Source organism: Pseudomonas sp. NFACC56-3 (genome assembly GCF_900100025.1).
GTDB lineage: Bacteria > Pseudomonadota > Gammaproteobacteria > Pseudomonadales > Pseudomonadaceae > Aquipseudomonas > Aquipseudomonas fluorescens_AA.
Genome location: NZ_FMTK01000009.1, coordinates 182,323 through 199,867, shown reverse-complemented (window position 1 = coordinate 199,867; position 17,545 = coordinate 182,323). Strand labels below are relative to the sequence as shown.

Sequence of the window (17,545 nt, the reverse complement as noted above, 5' to 3'; positions counted from 1 at the left end):
GTCTCGCTGGCTTTTTGGCACTGTGCTATCGTTCCGGCACTTATCATCTGGATCAAGAGACTTTCCATGAAAGTGCCTGTACGGGAGGCAGTGCGCAGCAAGGGGTGGGGGCATGTTCTGCTGGCCGGCCTTTTGTGTCTGTTGCTGCCTGTCGCGCTGGCCCAGGAGCAAGTCACCACGACCCAGGCCCAGCAGCGGGCCGAAGCGGTGACCCAGGTGGTATTGGGCATTCTCAGCTACGCCCGTTGGCCTGTGGAGCCCACCCAACTGAAGCTGTGCATCGTCGGGCCAACCCAATACACCGACGATCTGGTCAAGGGCACCACCCAGGCCACGGGGCGGGCGGTGACGGTGCAGCGGCTGCTGGCCGATCATCCTGATGTCGCCACTGACTGCAACGCGGTCTATGTCGGCAGGCTGACCAACGATGAGCACACCCGTTTGTTTGCGTCCTTGATCGGCAAGCCGGTGCTGAGCATCAGCGAAGGCGGCGACCAGTGCACCGTGGGGAGCCTGTTCTGCCTGCGGGTCGGCGATGAACAAGTGTCTTTCGAAGTCAACCTCGACTCTGTGGCGCGCAGTGGTGTGCGCATCCATCCAAGTGTGCTGCAGCTTTCCCGTCGCAGGCCGGCGACGCCATGAAACAGCGCAAACCAAGGGTCCGTCCCACCCTGGGCTCGGTCATCGGTCGTGGCCATCTGATCGTCGCGTTGGTGGCCATCACCATGGCCAGTGTCTCCCTGACCCTGCTCGGCCTGCTGGCGTTGCGGGTCTACGCCGATCACAACCTGCACCTGATCGCCCGTTCGATCAACTACACCGTGGAAGCCGCCGTGGTCTTCGATGATTCGGCCGCGGCCACCGAAGCACTGGCCTTGATCGCCTCCACCGAGGAAGTCGCCGATGCCCAGGTGTTGAATGAACATGGTCGTCTGTTGGCGCGCTGGCAGCGACCGCAAACCGGCCTGTTGTCGGAACTGGAAGTACACATTGCCAAGGCGTTCCTGGAAAAGCCCATCAGCCTGCCCATCGTTCATCAAGGGCAGAACGTCGGCCGTATCGTGTTGGCGGGGCATGGCGGTAGCCTGTTGCGCTTTTTGCTCAGCGGCCTGGCGGGGATCATCCTGTGCACGGCGGTCAGTGCCTGGGTGGCGCTTTATCTGGCACGGCGCCAGTTGCGTGCGATCACCGGGCCGCTGCGCAGCCTGGCCGAGGTGGCCCACGCGGCACGCAGCGAACGCGCCCTGGACCGACGCGTGCCGCCGGCGGCCATTGCTGAACTGGACAACCTGGCCAATGACTTCAACGCCTTGCTCGATGAATTGGAGTCCTGGCAGACCCACCTGCAAAGCGAAAACGAAACCCTGGCGCACCAGGCCAGCCACGACAGTTTGACCGGCTTGCCGAACCGGGCGTTTTTCGAGGGCCGACTGATTCGCGCCTTGCGCAATGCCGGCAAGCTCAACGAGCAAGTGGCCGTGCTGTACCTGGACAGCGACCGGTTCAAGGGCATCAATGACAACTTCGGCCACGCCGCCGGTGACGCGGTGCTGACGGCCGTGGCGACCCGGGTCCGGGCCCAGTTGCGCGAGGATGACCTGGTCGCGCGCCTGGGGGGCGATGAATTCGCCGTGCTACTGGCACCCCTGCACAAGGCCGAGGATGCCGAGCGGATCGCTGAAAAAATCATCGCCAGCATGGAAGTGCCGATTCAATTGCCCGGCAACGCCTCCGTGTTGACCTCCCTCAGTATCGGCATTGCCGTCTACCCGGATCATGGTGCCACACCGGGCACCCTGCTCCACGCCGCCGACGCGGCAATGTACCAAGCCAAACGCCTCGCTCGAGGCGGTCAACATACGGCGGGGTCGGATCACTCCGTCGCTGATCTTCAAACCAGGAGCTGACTCGTGCGTTCATACCCTCAATTTTCCCTGCGCTGGTTCGCGGCGCTTTTCTTGCTTGCCATCCTGGCGCTGAGCGGTTGCCAGACGGCTCCGCCGAAAGGCCTGACCCCGGCGCAAATTGCCGTACTCAAGCAACAAGGCTTCGAATTGACCGAGGATGGCTGGGCCTTCGGTTTGTCGGGCAAGGTGTTGTTCGGCAGCGATGTGGAAAACCTCAACCCGGCCAGTACCGAAATTGTCGAGCGCATCGGCAAGGCGTTGCTGGAGGCGGGCATCGAGCGGGTACGCATCGATGGTCATACCGACGCATCGGGTTCCCAGGCCTACAACGAACAACTGTCGATGCGCCGGGCCGCCAGTGTGGGCAAGGTGCTGACAAGCGTTGGCATGCGCGAAGAGAACGTCCAGCTGCGCGGCCTGGGCAGTAGCAAACCGGTCGCCTCCAACGACACGGCCAGCGGCCGCACCGAAAACCGCCGCGTCGCCATCGTGGTCATCGCCGACTAGTCGGCGAACACCATCTCCCGGCTATCGCCCATCAGCAGTGGCTGATTCTGTTCAGTCACTTCGCGGATGTAGTCCCACAACAGGGTGATCCGCTTGAGCTTGCGCAGGTCTTCCCGGCAGTACATCCAGAACTGCCGGGTGACAGTGATTTCCTCCGGCAGCACCGGCAATAGCCTTGGGTCCTGGGCGGCGAGGAAGCAGGGCAGGATCGCCAGTGAGCGCCCTTGCTGCGCGGCCACGAATTGCGCGATCACGCTGGTGCTGCGCAGGTGGGCGTTGGCGCCGGGCAGGACGTTGGCCAGGTAGAGCAATTCGGAACTGAACGCCAGGTCGTCCACGTAGCTGATGAACGAATGCTTGCTCAGGTCGGCCGGGCGCTGGATCGGTGGGTGATTGTCCAGGTAGGGCTGGGTGGCATAGAGCTGCAGCCGGTAGTCGCACAATTTGCAGCACACATAGGGGCCATGTTCGGGGCGTTCGAGGGCGATGACGATGTCGGCTTCGCGCTTGGAGAGGCTGATGAAGTGCGGCAGCGGCAGGATGTCCACCGAAATGGCCGGGTAGGCGTCGACGAAATGGCTCAGTTGCGGGGTGATGAAGAAGCTGCCGAAGCCTTCGGTGCAGCCCATGCGGACATGGCCGGACAGCGCCACGCCTGAGCCCGAGACCTGTTCGCAGGCCATGTGCAGGGTGCTTTCGATCGATTCGGCGTAACCCAGCAGGCGCTGGCCTTCGGCCGTCAGGACAAAACCGTTGGTCCGGGATTTCTCGAACAGCAGCGTGCCCAGCGAGGCTTCCAGCGAACTGATGCGTCGCGACACCGTGGTGTAGTCGACAGCCAGGCGCTTGGCGGCTGTGCTGGCCTTGCGGGTGCGGGCCACTTCGAGGAAAAACTTGAGGTCGTCCCAATTCAGCGACCCCAGGGAGGTGATGTTTTTTTGCATGATGGACCGGCTTTTATGTGCATTCTTATTAGAAGTTTGCACATCTATACTCCAAAAACCGTCTCATCACCATGCGTGCCCATGCACCTTGGTCTTTGCTGAACCAGCGCTCTCTATAAGAACAATCCCGGAGGCCAGCATGAACGTTTCCCTTACGCCCAGCGACACCACCCTGCAAACCGTCAGACTGTTGATCGATGGCGAGTGGGTCGAATCCCAATCCAGCGAATGGCACGACATCGTCAACCCGGCTACCCAGCAGGTGCTGGCGAAGGTTCCATTCGCTACGGCGTCGGAAGTCGATGCCGCCATCGCCGCTGCCCAGCGTGCGTTCCAGACCTGGAAACTGACGCCCATCGGTGCGCGGATGCGCATCATGCTCAAGCTCCAGGCGCTGATCCGCGAGCATTCCAAGCGCATCGCCGCGGTGCTCAGCGCCGAACAGGGCAAGACCATCGCTGACGCCGAGGGCGATATTTTCCGCGGCCTGGAAGTGGTCGAGCACGCCTGTTCCATCGGCACCCTGCAGATGGGGGAGTTCGCCGAGAACGTCGCCGGTGGTGTGGACACCTACACGCTGCGCCAACCGATCGGGGTGTGCGCGGGCATTACTCCGTTCAACTTCCCGGCGATGATTCCGCTGTGGATGTTCCCGATGGCCATCGCTTGCGGCAACACCTTTGTGCTCAAGCCGTCGGAACAGGATCCGCTGTCGACCATGCTGCTGGTGGAGCTGGCCATCGAGGCCGGCGTCCCGGCGGGTGTGCTCAACGTGGTACACGGCGGCAAGGACGTGGTGGATGCGCTCTGCACCCACAAGGACATCAAGGCGGTTTCCTTCGTCGGTTCGACGGTGGTCGGCACCCACGTGTATGACTTGGCGGGTCGCCATGGCAAGCGCGTGCAATCGATGATGGGCGCCAAGAACCACGCGGTGGTGTTGCCCGATGCCAATCGTGAGCAGACCCTCAATGCCTTGGTCGGCGCCGGTTTCGGCGCGGCGGGCCAGCGTTGCATGGCCACCTCCGTGGTGGTGCTGGTGGGCGCGGCCAAACAATGGTTACCGGAGCTCAAGGCCCTGGCACAGAAACTCAAGGTCAACGCCGGCAGTGAGCCGGGCACCGACGTCGGCCCGGTGATTTCCAAGCGGGCCAAGGCACGGATTCTCGAGTTGATCGAGAGCGGCGTGAGGGAAGGCGCGAAGCTGGAACTCGATGGCCGTGGCATCAGCGTGCCGGGCTTCGAGCAGGGCAACTTTGTCGGCCCGACCCTGTTTTCGGGTGTGACCACTGAGATGCGCATCTACACCGAGGAAATCTTCGGCCCAGTGCTGGTGGTGCTGGAAGTCGACACCCTGGATCAGGCGATTGCCCTGGTCAACGCCAACCCATTCGGTAACGGCACCGGCCTGTTCACCCAGAGCGGTGCGGCGGCGCGCAAATTCCAGAGCGAAATCGACGTTGGCCAGGTGGGCATCAACATCCCGATCCCGGTGCCGGTACCGTTCTTCAGCTTCACCGGTTCCCGCGGTTCGAAACTCGGCGACCTTGGCCCGTACGGCAAACAAGTGGTGCAGTTCTACACTCAGACCAAGACCGTGACCGCGCGCTGGTTCGATGATGACAGCGTCAATGACGGTGTGAACACCACCATCAATCTGCGTTAAGGAGCCGGACATGAACATCGCATTTATCGGCCTGGGCAACATGGGCGCCCCCATGGCGCGCAACCTGCTCAAGGCCGGCCATTCGCTGAACCTGTTCGACCTGAACCAGACGGTGCTGGCTGAACTGGCGGCATTGGGCGGTACGATCAGCACCTCGCCTCGCGACGCGGCCCAGGGCGCCGGGCTGGTGATCACCATGCTGCCGGCCGCCGCCCATGTGCGTAGCGTCTGGCTGGGTGAGGACGGCGTGCTGGCCGGTATCGCCGCTGGCACGCCGGCGGTGGATTGCAGCACCATCGATCCACAGACCGCTCGCGACGTGGCGGCTGCCGCTGCGAAACAGGGGGTAGCGATGGCCGATGCGCCCGTCTCGGGTGGCACCGGCGGTGCGGCGGCGGGCACGTTGACCTTCATGGTCGGCGCCACGGCTGAGTTGTTCGCCACCTTGCAACCGGTGTTGGCACAAATGGGCCGCAACATCGTGCACTGTGGCGAAGTCGGCACCGGGCAGATCGCCAAGATCTGCAACAACCTGCTGCTGGGCATTTCCATGGTGGGCGTCAGCGAGGCCATGGCCCTGGGCGATGCCTTGGGGATCGACACCCAGGTGCTGGCCGGGATCATCAACAGCTCGACGGGTCGTTGCTGGAGTTCGGACACCTACAACCCGTGGCCGGGCGTGATCGAAACGGCGCCGGCGTCCCGTGGCTACACGGGTGGCTTTGGCGCCGACCTGATGCTCAAGGACCTTGGCCTGGCGACCGAAGCCGCGCGGCAGGTCCATCAGCCGGTGGTGCTGGGGGCGGTGGCGCAGCAGTTGTACCAGGCGATGAGCCAGCGAGGCGAGGGCGGCAAGGATTTTTCGGCGATTGTTAACAGCTATCGCAAGCCGCAATAGATTCAGGGCTGCTTCTAAGCCCAGCGGGGATAAATCCCCTCGCCACAGGGTTGTGCATTCCAGAAGTTGCTTTCCGAGAGACCATGTCGGGTGGTCTCTCGGTTTTTTTGTTTCAGGCGAAGACGAAATATTTGCGCACGGTCTCGACCACTTCCCACGTGCCTTTCATGCCTGGCTCGATGACGAAGATGTCACCGGCGCGCAGATGGATCGGCTCCAGGCCCTCTGGGGTGATGATGCAGTAGCCTTCCTGGAAATGGCAGTACTCCCACTTCACGTATTCCACATACCATTTGCCGGGTGTGCAGATCCAGGTGCCCATGATCTTGCTGCCGTCTTCGCTGGTGTAGGCGTTGAGGTTGACGGTGTGCGGGTCGCCTTCGAGTTTCTCCCATTTGCAGGCATCGAGTACGGGCAGCGGATGGGTGTCGCGCAGGACGGTGATGGGGGCGGTCATGTGAACTCCGAAAGGGGCGGAAGAGAACAGGCACCCTAACGCGTGGCCTGGGCGGGTAGATGCCTGTGGTCGACATCGAGCTATCCAGAAGCGCGCATCAATCGGCCAGATGTCGAGCCAGGGCGCTGGCGTAGGCCGGCAAACCGTCGAAGTTGCGGGCGCACAGCAGCAGCGCCCGGTGGGTCCAGGCCTCTTGCAGCGGGACGCAGTGATACGAAGGCTCGGGCGGGCGCCGGTCGATGGCCGCCTTCGGCACGATGGCAATGCCTGCACCATGGGCCACCATGCGAATCATGCCGTCGAAACCATCGGCGCGAATGCGGATTTGCATGCGCGAGCCGATGTGCAGGGCCTGTTCTTCCAGGTGAATCGCCAGAGCACTGGAGGCGTTCAGGCCGACATAGTCGTGGCTGAGGGTCTCGCTGAAACGCACGGCTCGACCGTCAGCCAGTGGGTGCCCGGTCGGTAGGATCAAGACCAGTGGATCGTCGCGAAACGGCCAGGCCTGAAGGCCGTGGGTGTCCACCGCGTCGGAAACGATCCCCAGGTCCGCCGCGCCCTGGCGCAGCGCATGGGTGATCCGTGAGCTGGGTAATTCCTGCAGGTCGATGTCGAGGTGGGGATGGGCCTTGAGAAAGCCGGCCAGCAGTTCGGGCAGGTACTCGGTCATGGCGCTGGTGTTGCACAACAGTCGCACCCGGCCTTTGACGCCCTTGGCGTATTCGGTCAGGTCCTGTTGCAGGCGTTCGGCCTGTTGCAACAGGGCCCGGGCGTGCTCGGCCAGGGCCCTGCCAGCCGGCGTTGGGGTTACGCCACGCCGTCCGCGCTCAAGCAGATCGATGCCCAGGGAAGCTTCCATGGCCCGGACCCGCGCACTGGCCGCGGCCAGGGACAAATGGCTGCGGGCCGCACCGGCGGTGATGTTGCCGGTGTCGAGGATGTGCAGGTAGAGGCGCAGGTCGGTGAGGTCGAAGTGCATGGGCTGGTGATCCTGTGCCGGGTTTGTCTGGTGTCTGGTACATCGTCATCGCGAGCAAGCTCGCTCCCACAGGGGGATTGCATTTCAAACTGTGGGAGCGAGCTTGCTCGCGATAGCGTCGGCAGCATCAGCGAATGAACAGCCTCTTGCCACAAGAGAGGCAGCCTCAGTATATGGCAGATTTTCAAGCCAGGTGCCGGGGCGCACGATACCCCCATGAACACACTCGTCGCTTTCTACCAAAACCTCGGCCTGGCCCTTTCCCTGCTGGTCCTTGTCACCTTCCTGCTGGCCGGCACCATCAAGGGTGTGATCGGCCTGGGGCTGCCGACCATCTCCATGGGCTTGCTCGGGCTGGCTATGGCACCGGCGCAGGCTGCGGCGTTGCTGATTATCCCGGCAACCCTGACCAATCTCTGGCAATTGGCGTTCGGCGGTCATCTGCAAGCCCTGATCCGGCGCCTGTGGCCGCTGCTGCTGGCGATTTTCATGGGCACCGGGCTCGGTACGCTGTGGCTCGGTATGACGGGCGGGGCTTGGGTCGTGCGGGCCTTGGGCGGGGCGTTGTTGCTGTATGCATTGAGCGGGCTGTTGCTGCCAACGCTGCGGGTCGGTCCCGATGCCGAATCGTGGATCGCTCCGCTTTGTGGGCTGCTGACCGGCCTGATCACGTCCGCCACCGGTGTGTTCGTCATTCCGGCGGTGCCCTATCTGCAAGCGCTGGGCTTGAGCAAGGATGAACTGGTGCAGGCCCTGGGCCTGTCTTTCACCGTTTCTACACTGGCCCTGGCCGCCGGCCTGTTGTGGCGCGGCGAACTGGGCGGCGGCGAATTGAGCGCTTCGTTACTGGCGCTGGCACCGGCGCTGCTGGGGATGTGGCTGGGGCAATGGTTGCGCCAGCGGATCAGCGCCGTGTGGTTCAAACGGGCATTTTTCATTGGCCTTGGCGTGCTCGGCGGCCATCTGCTGATCAGCGGCTAGCCGAGGCCGGGCTGAGCATGTCGACGCGGCGGATGTCGAAGTCGCGCTCCAGATACTCCATGCGTCGCTCGAAGAATTGCCGCATGTGCGGCAGGTTCGAGTGCACCTCCAGGTGCGCCTGGGATGCCCAGATTTCATAGAAGATGAACAGCGTTGGATCCTGCTGGTCCCGCAGCATGTGATATTCGATGCAACCGGGCTCGGCACGGCTTGGCTCGACGTAGGCGCGAAACAGCGCTTCGAAGGCTTCGGCTTTTTCCGGGCGGGTCTTGGCATGCAGGATGAAACCGTGCAGTTCGCTCATCGAGGGGGCTCCTGAATAAAAGAGGTGTCGGAGCTTACGGCAATAATCGGCCTTCCATTCTTGCGTATAGGTCAAATCAGTTTTGCCGTTGCGGTGCTTATTCCGCGCGAAGCTCGTCGGTACCCTGCCGCCATCATTTTCAACCTTTCCATGCAGCGGCCCTCCAACGGCCCACGCCGTGGAACCCGATGAGGCTCCCCATGAAAAAAGTCCTGTTGCTCAACGGCGGCAAACAATTCGCCCACTCCGACGGTCGCTATAACGCCACCCTCCACGACACGGCGCTCAGCGTGTTGGACCGTGGCGGTTTCGATGTGAAAACCACCTTCATCGACGGCGGCTACGACGTCCAGGAGGAAGTCGCCAAGTTTCTCTGGGCCGACGTGATCATTTACCAGATGCCAGGCTGGTGGATGGGCGCACCGTGGACCGTGAAGAAATACATCGACGAAGTCTTCACCGAAGGCCACGGCAGCCTCTATGCCAGCGACGGTCGGACCCGTTCCGATGCCTCGCAGAAATATGGCAGCGGCGGCCTGATCCAGGGCAAGCAGTACATGTTGTCCCTGACCTGGAACGCCCCGCAGCAAGCCTTCGACGACCCGACCGACTTCTTCGAAGCCAAGGGCGTGGACGCGGTGTACTTCCCGTTCCACAAGGCCAATCAGTTCCTCGGCATGACCGGCCTGCCAACCTTCCTGTGCGTGGACGTGATGAAGCGCCCGAACATCGAAGAGGATGTGGCGCGGTATGAGCGGCATTTGATCGAGGTGTTCGGCCTTTCGCGGTAATCCGGCTACTATCGGGACCTACCTGAAGGCAATGATGCATCTGTGGCAAGCCCTGCCACATTGAGTTGCATTCCATGAGAGGACACCCGTGAAAGCCAGATCCGACGAATTGCAGATTTTCGTCTGCGTGATCGAGTGCGGATCCATCTCCGCCGCCGCCGAGCAGGTCGGGCAGACGCCGTCGGCGGTCAGTCGCACCTTGTCGCGCCTGGAGGCCAAGCTCGATACCACGTTGATCAACCGCACGACCCGGCGTATGGACCTGACCGAAGAGGGCAAGTATTTCTTCGAGCAGGCCAAGGGCATCCTCGACCAGATGGACGAGCTGGAAGAGCGCTTGTCGTCCCGCCAGAAAAAACCTGCGGGGCGCTTGCGGATCAACGCGGCGTCACCGTTCATGCTGCACGCCATCGTCCCGCACATCGAAGAGTTTCGCCGGCTCTACCCGGACATCCAGCTCGAACTCAACAGCAACGACCTGATCATCGATTTGCTGGAGCAAAGCACCGACATCGCCATTCGTATCGGCACCCTCACTGACTCGACGCTGCATGCCCGGTCCCTGGGGTGCAGCCCCTTGCACATCCTGGCCAGTCCAACTTATCTGAAGCAGCACGGCACGCCTTCGAGCGTCGCCGAGCTGGCAGGTCATGCGCTGTTGGGCTTTGCCCAGAACGAGGGGCTCAATCAGTGGCCGCTGCGCCATGTACACGGCGATCGCTGGCCGATCCAACCCGCCATCAGCGCCTCCAGTGGCGAAACCGTGCGCCACCTGGCGTTGCAAGGGCAGGGCATTGCCTGCCTGTCAGACTTCATGACCCGCGAAGACATCCAGGCCGGTCGGCTGAAGGTATTGCTGGCCGACGCCAACAGCGGATACCGCCAGCCGATCAATGCGGTGTACTACCGCAACTCGCAATTGGCGTTGCGGATCCAGTGTTTCCTGGACTTCATCCAGGGCAAGCTCGCTGAATACGCCTCGCGGGAATTCAAGGGCTGATTCGTGACTTCCAGGCAAGAGTGATTTGGGCAATGTGGACTGTTTCGCCAAGGATCGGTCCCCGATACTCGTCCCATCACTGATTTGCCAAGGAGTTCGTCCATGAACGTATTCGTCACCGGCGCTGCCGGTTTTATCGGCGGTTCCATCGCCACCGGCCTGGTACGTGCCGGGCATCAAGTCACCGGTCTGGTGCGCAGCGCCGAACAGGCGGGCGAGCTGACTGCACTGGGCATCAAGCCGGTCATCGGCACCCTCGAAGACAGCAAGCTGCTCACCGAACAGGCACGTGCTGCCGACGCGGTGATCAATGCCGCCAGCAGCGATCACCGCGGTGCGGCAGAGGCCTTGATCGAAGGGCTCAAGGGTTCGAACAAAGTGCTGCTGCACACCAGCGGTTCGAGCATTGTCGGCGATGCGTCGGGCGGTCGCTCCAGCGAGGACATCTACTACGAAGGCAAGCTGCCGCAACCCACCATCGACAAAGCGGCCCGTGTCGCCATCGACAATCTTGTCCTGAATGCCGCCCAGCAAGGCGTGAATTCGGCGGTGATCTGCAACACCTTGATCTACGGCCACAGCCTGGGGGTCAAGCGTGACAGTGTGCAGTTGCCACGCCTGCTCAAGCAGGCGCGTAAAAGCGGGGTGGTGCGGCATGTGGGACCGGGGCAGAACATCTGGTCCAACGTGCACATCGAAGACGTGGTCGAGCTGTACACGTTGGCCCTGACCCGTAACGTACCCGGCACGTTCTATTTCGTTGAAAGCGGCGAGGCCTCGTTCATCGACATAACCACTGCCATGGCCCGGGCGCTGAAGCTGGGCGAGCCGCAGGATTGGCCGCTGGCCGAAGCCGAGGCTGAATGGGGCTACGAAATGGCCAACTATGGCCTGGGTTCCAACAGCCGTGTGCGAGGCACGAACGCCCGTGAGCTGCTGGGCTGGACGCCGAAGCGGACGTCGGTGGTGGAGTGGATTCTTGATGAGATGGTGTGAGTACCCTCAAAGCCATTCGTAAAACATAGGACCTGTGGGAGCGGGCTTGCTCGCGAAGGCGGTGTGTCAGTCGATAAAAAGACTGCCTGACATGCCGCTTTCGCGAGCAAGCCCGCTCCCACAAGGTCCCATGCGGACCTGATACTTTTCAGTCGTGCTGCACGCCTGCGCGCTTGAGCATTTGCTTGCAACGCTCGGACAGGTGAAACACCCGCAGGTGCTTGCCAGCTTTGCTGTAGCGCTCGCGCAGGGTCTTGAGCGCGGCGACGGCCGAGTAGTCGACGAAGCGCAAGTGACGGCAATCGAGGGTCACCAGCGCCGGGTCGTTGGCCGGGTCGAACTGGTTGAGGAACGGCGTCGACGAGGCGAAGAACAGCGTGCCGTGCAAGCGATAAAGCTTGCTGCCGTCGGCTTCCTCGTGGGTGTCGGCGTACAGCTCCCGGGCTTGTTGCCAGGCGAAGTTGAGCGCCGCGATGATAATCCCGCAGAGCACGGCCACGGCCAGGTCGGTGAACACCGTGATCACCGTCACCGCGATGATGACCAGCACATCGTTGGCCGGCACTTTGTTGACCACCCGCAACGAGGCCCAGGCGAATGTCTGCTGGGACACCACGAACATCACGCCCACCAGGGCCGCCAGCGGGATGCGCTCGATCAGCGGCGACAGGAACAACACGAACAGCAACACCATCACCCCGGCCACCACGCCGGACAACCGCCCGCGTCCGCCCGAGCTGAGGTTGATCATGGTCTGGCCAATCATGGCGCAACCGCCCATGCCGCCGAGCAAGCCGGAGGCCATGTTGGCCGCGCCCAACGCCACGCACTCACGGTCGGGATAACCGCGGCTCTCGGTGATTTCATCGGTCAGGTTCAAGGTCAACAAGGTTTCCAGCAAACCGACCATCGCCATGATGACCGCATAGGGTGCGACGATTTGCAGGGTCTCCAGGTTCCAGGGAATGTCCGGCAGGGCAAAGGTCGGCAAGCCGCCGGCGATGTGGGCCATGTCACCCAGCGTTCGGGTCGGCAGGCCGAGCAGGTCGACCGCCAGGCCAACACCGAGGATGGCCACCAGCGCCGGCGGCACGCTGCGGGTCAGGCGCGGCAGCAGGTAGACGATGGCCATGGTCAGCGCCACCAGGCCGGCCATCAGGTACAGCGGCGGGCCGCTCAGCCAGGCCTCGCCATTCTTGAAGTGTTCCAGCTGGGCCAGGGCAATGACGATCGCCAGGCCATTGACGAAGCCGAGCATCACCGGATGCGGCACCATGCGCACCAGTTTGCCCAGGCGCAACAACCCGAACGCCATCATGATCAGCCCGCCCAGCAGCACGGTCGCCAGCAGGTACTGCACGCCGTGCTGCACCACCAGCGCGACGATCACCACCGCCATCGACCCCGCCGCGCCTGACACCATCCCGGGGCGACCGCCGAACAACGCGGTCAGCGTGCAGAGGATGAACGCGCCGTACAGCCCCATCAGCGGGTTGAGGTGAGCCACCAGGGCGAAGGCGATGCACTCGGGGAGCAGGGCGAAAGAGGTGGTGAGGCCGGCGAGGGCATCGGCGCGAAGGCGTGCTGGTTTCATGATTTACCTGACTGGGCGCCGGGGGAGCGTCGGCTGCCGGGGCGTGGTGCGAAAACAGCTGCGGATGGTACGGAATTGAGTGCGGGGCGGCCAGCCGTCTGTGGTGAGGGGATAAATCCCCTCGCCACAAGAGAAGGGTTCTGTATGAAAGTCCGGCGCTGGATTTTCATAGCGGCTGCATCGCGATGTCCATTAGCGACATTTCTTGCCTGTGGGCGAAAATTACTTTCAGTGGGTTTGAAGATTTCTCGTCGAAATGATTTATGAGTTTCACAACACATCGACGTGACCCCCATTCGAGGAGTAACGCATGGCCCCTGCTTTCGGTTATTGGCTACTGGTCTACGCGGCCATCGCCATCATTGCGCTGATCGTTCTGATCGCCCGTTATCGGCTCAATCCGTTCATCGTGATTACTCTGGTCTCCATTGGCCTGGCGTTGCTGGCCGGGATGCCGCCGTCGGGTGTGGTAGGGGCGTACGAGGCGGGTGTCGGCAAGACGCTGGGGCACATTGCGCTGGTGGTGGCCTTGGGCACGATGCTCGGCAAGATGATGGCCGAGTCCGGTGGGGCGGAGCGGATGGCGCAGACCCTGATCGAACGCTTCGGCGAGCGCAACGCCCACTGGGCGATGGTGTGCATTGCCTTCCTGGTGGGCTTGCCGTTGTTCTTCGAAGTCGGCTTCGTGCTGCTGGTGCCCATCGCCTTCACCATCGCCCGGCGCGTGGGCGTGTCGATCCTGATGGTGGGGCTGCCGATGGTCGCCGGGCTTTCGGTGGTCCATGCCCTGGTGCCGCCCCATCCGGCGGCGATGCTGGCGGTGCAGGCATTCCAGGCCTCGGTGGGCCAGACGTTGCTGTACGCGATCCTGATCGGCATTCCCACCGCGATCATTGCCGGCCCGCTGTACGCCAAATTCATCGTGCCGCGCATCCAGCTACCGGCCGAGAACCCGCTGGAGCGACAATTCCTCGACCGCGAGCCGCGCGCCAGGCTGCCGGGTTTCGGCGTGACCCTGGGGACCATTCTGCTGCCGGTGATCCTGATGTTGATCGGCGGCTGGGCCAACCTGATCTCCACGCCGGGCAGCGGTTTCAACCAGTTCCTGCTGTTCATCGGCAACTCGGTGATCGCCTTGCTGCTGGCGACCGTTCTCAGCTTCTGGACCCTCGGCCTGGCCCAGGGCTTCAACCGTGAATCGATCCTCAAGTTCACCAACGAATGCCTGGCTCCGACCGCCAGCATCACCTTGCTGGTGGGTGCCGGCGGTGGTTTGAACCGGATCCTGGTGGACGCCGGGGTCACGCAACAGATTGTCGGCCTGGCCCAGGAGTTCCAGTTGTCACCGCTGGTCATGGGTTGGCTGTTCGCCGCACTGATGCGCGTTGCCACCGGATCGGCCACGGTGGCGATGACCACGGCCTCGGGCATCGTCGCGCCCGTGGCGATTGGCCTGGGTTATCCCCACCCCGAACTGCTGGTGCTGGCGACCGGGGCCGGGTCGGTTATCTTTTCCCACGTCAACGACGGCGGCTTCTGGCTGATCAAGGAATACTTCAATATGACCGTCACGCAAACCTTCAAGACCTGGACGGTGCTCGAAACGCTGATTTCCGTGGTCGCGTTCGCCTTGACCCTCGGGCTTTCACGCTTGCTTTGAGCGCAACGCACCCCAACAGGAGCCGCCATGGACATCCTCTACCAGATCCGTTCCCGCCAGGATTCCTTCAGCGCCGGCGAAGGAAGAATCGCCCGGCTGATGCTCGAAGACGTCGGCTTCGCCGCCTCCGCCAGCCTCGATGAACTGGCCCAACGGGCGGAAGTCAGCAGCGCTACCCTGTCGCGCTTCGCCCGTACCGTCGGTTGCCGCGACCTGCGGGACTTGCGCCTGCAACTGGCCCAGGCCAGCGGTGTCGGCAGCCGTTTCCTCGACCCGGCCGGTGCGCCGGAGCAATCGGCGTTTTATGGACAGATCGTTGGCGATATCGAAGCGACTCTGCGCCAGCATCTGTCGGCATTCGAAGAGTCGCGGTTCGGCGATGCCGTGCGGATGATCGGCAAGGCGCGAATGATCCATGCGTTCGGCCTCGGTGGCTGGTCGGCGCTGTGCGGCGAGGAGTTGCAGGTACGGCTGGTGCGTTTCGGCTACCCGATTGCCGCCTGTCGCGACCCGGTGATGATGCGCATCACCGCCACCTCGCTGAGTGACCAGCACCTGGTCATCGCCTGTTCACTGACCGGTATCACGCCGGAGCTGTTGAGTGCCGTTGAATTGGCCCGCAGCTACGGCGCGGCGATCCTGGCCGTCACCCGCGCCGACTCGCCACTGGCCCAACTGGCCGACTGCGTGCTGCCCCTGCAAGGCGCCGAAACCTCGTTCATCTACAAACCCACGGCGGCGCGCTACGGCATGCTGCTGGCCATCGACGTGCTCGCCACCGAGCTGGCGCTGGCCCACCCCGAAGACAATCAAGAGCGCCTGCGGCGAGTCAAACTCGCCCTGGACGATTACCGCGGCGGCGACGATCACTTGCCGCTGGGAGACTGACATGCTGTACGACACGCTTATCCGCAATGCGCTGGTCATCGACGGCAGCGATAGCCCCGGTTACCACGCCGACGTCGGCATTCGCGCCGGGCGCATCGAACGCATCGGCGAGCTGGACGATGCCCGGGCGCTTGAAGAAATCGACGCCGGCGGCCGCGTGCTGGCGCCAGGGTTCATCGATGTGCACACCCACGACGACACGGTGGTGATTCGCCAACCGCAGATGCTGCCCAAGCTCAGCCAGGGCGTGACCACGGTGATCGTCGGCAACTGCGGCATCAGCGCTTCGCCGGTGAGCCTGCGGGGCGATCCACCGGACCCGATGAACCTGCTCGGCACGGCCCAGGCGTTCGCCTACCCGCGCTTCGAAGATTATCGTGGGGCGGTAGAGGCGGCGAAGCCGGCGGTCAACGTGGCCGCGTTGGTCGGGCACACGGCGTTGCGCAGCAACCACATGGATGATTTGTTGCGCACTGCCTCGGTGGGAGAAATCGCAGCCATGCGTCGGCAATTGCGCGAAAGCCTGGAGGCCGGTGCACTGGGTTTGTCCACCGGCCTGGCCTATGCCAACGCATTTTCGGCGTCCACCGACGAAGTCATGCAACTGACCGAAGAGTTGAGTGCATTCGGCGCGGTCTACACCACCCACCTGCGCAGCGAATTCGAGCCGGTTCTCGAGGCCATGGACGAGGCGTTCCAGATCGGTCGTCATGCGCAGAGCCCGGTGATCATTTCCCACCTCAAATGCGCGGGCGCCGGTAATTGGGGGCGAAGCCCGCAGGTGCTCGCGGCCTTGGAGAACGCGGCGAAAACCCATCCGGTCGGTTGCGACTGCTATCCCTACGCGGCCAGCTCCTCGACCCTGGATCTCAAGCAAGTGACCGATGCCCATCGCATCACCATCACCTGGTCGACACCGCACCCGTCAATGGGCGGGCGCGACCTGACCGACATCGCCGGCGAATGGGCGGTGTCGCTGTTGGAAGCGGCGCGGCGCCTGCAACCGGCCGGTGCGGTGTACTACGGCATGGACGAAGGCGACGTCCGCCGGATCCTCGCCCATCCGCTGTCCATGGTCGGCTCCGACGGATTGCCCGAAGACCCGTTTCCCCATCCGCGCTTGTGGGGCGCATTCCCACGGGTGCTGGGCCATTTCAGTCGTGATGTCGGGCTGTTTGCGTTGCACACCGCCGTGCACAAGATGACCGGCCTGTCGGCGGCGCGCTTCGGCTTGAAGGGCCGTGGTGAAATCCGTGAAGGCCATTGGGCGGACCTGGTGTTGTTCAATCCACACACCATTCGCGATGTGGCCGATTTCAACCAACCTCAACGGGCTGCCGAAGGGATTGATGGCGTGTGGGTCAATGGTGTCTTGAGCTACCGCGAAGGCCAGGCAAACGGGTGCCGGAAAGGGCGGTTCCTGGCGCGGGAGGGCGACCTGCGCCAGGGGTTTGGTCCAGCGAATGGCGTGTAGGCGGCTGATATTGTGTAAATTGGCGTCACAATAATGGCACTGCGACACTAAAGAAGCCGGGCCCAAGGCCGAAGCATTGGGGTCAACCCACTAAACTGGGTCTTTTCAGCCAGGGAGCAACCCATGAGCTTCGGTAAAACCACCCCGATCCTGCGGATCTTCGATGAAACCAAGGCGTTGGCGTTCTATGTCGACTTCCTGGGCTTTACCGTCGACTGGCAACATCGCTTCGGTGATCACTTCCCGTTGTACTTGCAAGTTTCCCGTGGCGACTGCGTGTTGCACCTGAGCGAGCACCATGGCGATTGCACGCCGGGCTCGGCCCTGCGGATCGAGACCGATGAGCTGGAAGCGTTCCAACAGCAATTGCAGGACAAGGCGTATCGCTACGCTCACCCCCAGATCCAGGCCATGCCCTGGGGGAGCCAGGACATGACGGTGGTCGATCCGTTTGGGAATCGGTTGGTGTTTACCAATGCGATCACTGTCTGAGAGGCGC

General features: G+C 62.9%; 18 protein-coding genes. 13 read left to right on the top strand and 5 right to left on the bottom strand.

Going from position 1 to position 17,545, the window contains the following annotated elements; genetic code table 11:
- The first annotated feature begins 66 nt into the window (after window positions 1–66).
- From BLO80_RS15055 to BLO80_RS15045, 3 genes are read left to right on the top strand one after another with little or no spacing between them, the layout of a single operon-like run.
- Window positions 67–642, top strand: a complete 576-nt coding sequence (locus BLO80_RS15055; RefSeq protein WP_092328738.1) for a regulatory sequestration protein YfiR — start codon at window positions 67–69, stop codon at window positions 640–642.
- On the top strand, window positions 639–1,907 hold the full coding sequence (locus tag BLO80_RS15050) for a diguanylate cyclase DgcN/YfiN (RefSeq protein ID WP_092328736.1): 1,269 nt from the start codon (window positions 639–641) through the stop codon (window positions 1,905–1,907). The genes BLO80_RS15055 and BLO80_RS15050 overlap by 4 nt, the downstream gene beginning before the upstream one ends.
- A gap of 3 nt (window positions 1,908–1,910) precedes the next feature.
- On the top strand, window positions 1,911–2,414 hold the full coding sequence (locus tag BLO80_RS15045) for an outer membrane lipoprotein YfiB (protein WP_092328733.1): 504 nt from the start codon (window positions 1,911–1,913) through the stop codon (window positions 2,412–2,414).
- Here BLO80_RS15045 and BLO80_RS15040 read toward each other — a convergent pair.
- Window positions 2,411–3,358: a LysR family transcriptional regulator gene (locus tag BLO80_RS15040; protein WP_053181727.1), complete on the bottom strand. Its 948-nt coding sequence runs from the start codon at window positions 3,356–3,358 to the stop codon at window positions 2,411–2,413. The genes BLO80_RS15045 and BLO80_RS15040 overlap by 4 nt on opposite strands.
- A 139-nt stretch (window positions 3,359–3,497) precedes the next feature.
- Between BLO80_RS15040 and BLO80_RS15035 the strand changes: the two genes are divergently transcribed.
- Together BLO80_RS15035 and mmsB are read left to right on the top strand one after the other, a co-directional pair.
- On the top strand, window positions 3,498–5,024 hold the full coding sequence (locus BLO80_RS15035; protein ID WP_092328731.1) for a CoA-acylating methylmalonate-semialdehyde dehydrogenase: 1,527 nt from the start codon (window positions 3,498–3,500) through the stop codon (window positions 5,022–5,024).
- Window positions 5,025–5,034: 10 nt separating this feature from the next.
- The gene (gene mmsB, locus BLO80_RS15030; RefSeq protein WP_092328728.1) at window positions 5,035–5,922 is read left to right on the top strand and encodes a 3-hydroxyisobutyrate dehydrogenase; all 888 of its coding nucleotides are present in this window, start codon (window positions 5,035–5,037) and stop codon (window positions 5,920–5,922) included.
- A 112-nt stretch (window positions 5,923–6,034) separates the two neighbouring features.
- On the opposite strand, the gene BLO80_RS15025 is transcribed toward mmsB, so the two are convergent.
- Complete coding sequence (locus tag BLO80_RS15025) at window positions 6,035–6,379, bottom strand: cupin domain-containing protein (protein WP_060739285.1); 345 nt, start codon at window positions 6,377–6,379, stop codon at window positions 6,035–6,037.
- 97 nt (window positions 6,380–6,476) lie between these two features.
- Window positions 6,477–7,358 (bottom strand): LysR substrate-binding domain-containing protein, encoded by an 882-nt coding sequence (locus tag BLO80_RS15020; protein WP_092328726.1) that lies wholly within the window; start codon window positions 7,356–7,358, stop codon window positions 6,477–6,479.
- 216 nt (window positions 7,359–7,574) lie between these two features.
- On the opposite strand from BLO80_RS15020, the gene BLO80_RS15015 reads away from it, so the two are divergent.
- A complete protein-coding gene (locus BLO80_RS15015) occupies window positions 7,575–8,339 on the top strand; it encodes a sulfite exporter TauE/SafE family protein (RefSeq protein WP_092328724.1) in 765 nt (254 codons plus the stop codon).
- Here the strand turns inward: BLO80_RS15015 and BLO80_RS15010 are convergent.
- Window positions 8,329–8,643 (bottom strand): putative quinol monooxygenase, encoded by a 315-nt coding sequence (locus BLO80_RS15010; protein WP_092328721.1) that lies wholly within the window; start codon window positions 8,641–8,643, stop codon window positions 8,329–8,331. The two genes, BLO80_RS15015 and BLO80_RS15010, sit on opposite strands and share 11 nt — an antisense overlap.
- A 200-nt stretch (window positions 8,644–8,843) precedes the next feature.
- Between BLO80_RS15010 and BLO80_RS15005 the strand changes: the two genes are divergently transcribed.
- The 3 genes from BLO80_RS15005 (at window position 8,844) to BLO80_RS14995 (ending at window position 11,430) form a co-directional block, all read left to right on the top strand.
- Window positions 8,844–9,434: an NADPH:quinone oxidoreductase MdaB gene (locus BLO80_RS15005; RefSeq protein WP_092328719.1), complete on the top strand. Its 591-nt coding sequence runs from the start codon at window positions 8,844–8,846 to the stop codon at window positions 9,432–9,434.
- An 88-nt stretch (window positions 9,435–9,522) separates the two neighbouring features.
- Window positions 9,523–10,434 (top strand): LysR family transcriptional regulator, encoded by a 912-nt coding sequence (locus tag BLO80_RS15000; protein ID WP_092328716.1) that lies wholly within the window; start codon window positions 9,523–9,525, stop codon window positions 10,432–10,434.
- A 102-nt stretch (window positions 10,435–10,536) separates the two neighbouring features.
- Window positions 10,537–11,430, top strand: coding sequence for an NAD-dependent epimerase/dehydratase family protein (locus BLO80_RS14995; RefSeq protein ID WP_092328714.1), 894 nt, complete (start codon window positions 10,537–10,539; stop codon window positions 11,428–11,430).
- A 148-nt stretch (window positions 11,431–11,578) separates the two neighbouring features.
- Here BLO80_RS14995 and BLO80_RS14990 read toward each other — a convergent pair whose 3' ends face one another.
- Window positions 11,579–13,024: a SulP family inorganic anion transporter gene (locus tag BLO80_RS14990; RefSeq protein WP_092328711.1), complete on the bottom strand. Its 1,446-nt coding sequence runs from the start codon at window positions 13,022–13,024 to the stop codon at window positions 11,579–11,581.
- A 310-nt stretch (window positions 13,025–13,334) separates the two neighbouring features.
- Here BLO80_RS14990 and BLO80_RS14985 point away from each other — a divergent pair, with 310 nt between their 5' ends.
- The 4 genes from BLO80_RS14985 to BLO80_RS14970 all read left to right on the top strand — a co-directional run bounded on the left by BLO80_RS14985 (window position 13,335) and on the right by BLO80_RS14970 (window position 17,538).
- Window positions 13,335–14,684, top strand: a complete 1,350-nt coding sequence (locus tag BLO80_RS14985; protein ID WP_092328709.1) for a GntT/GntP/DsdX family permease — start codon at window positions 13,335–13,337, stop codon at window positions 14,682–14,684.
- A gap of 27 nt (window positions 14,685–14,711) precedes the next feature.
- Window positions 14,712–15,572, top strand: a complete 861-nt coding sequence (locus tag BLO80_RS14980) for a MurR/RpiR family transcriptional regulator (protein WP_072411014.1) — start codon at window positions 14,712–14,714, stop codon at window positions 15,570–15,572.
- 1 nt (window position 15,573) lies between these two features.
- A complete protein-coding gene (locus BLO80_RS14975) occupies window positions 15,574–17,046 on the top strand; it encodes an N-acyl-D-amino-acid deacylase family protein (protein ID WP_092328706.1) in 1,473 nt (490 codons plus the stop codon).
- Between the two features lie 123 nt (window positions 17,047–17,169).
- Entirely contained in the window at window positions 17,170–17,538 is a 369-nt protein-coding gene (locus tag BLO80_RS14970; protein ID WP_092328704.1) for a glyoxalase superfamily protein, read from the top strand.
- Window positions 17,539–17,545 lie beyond the last annotated feature (7 nt).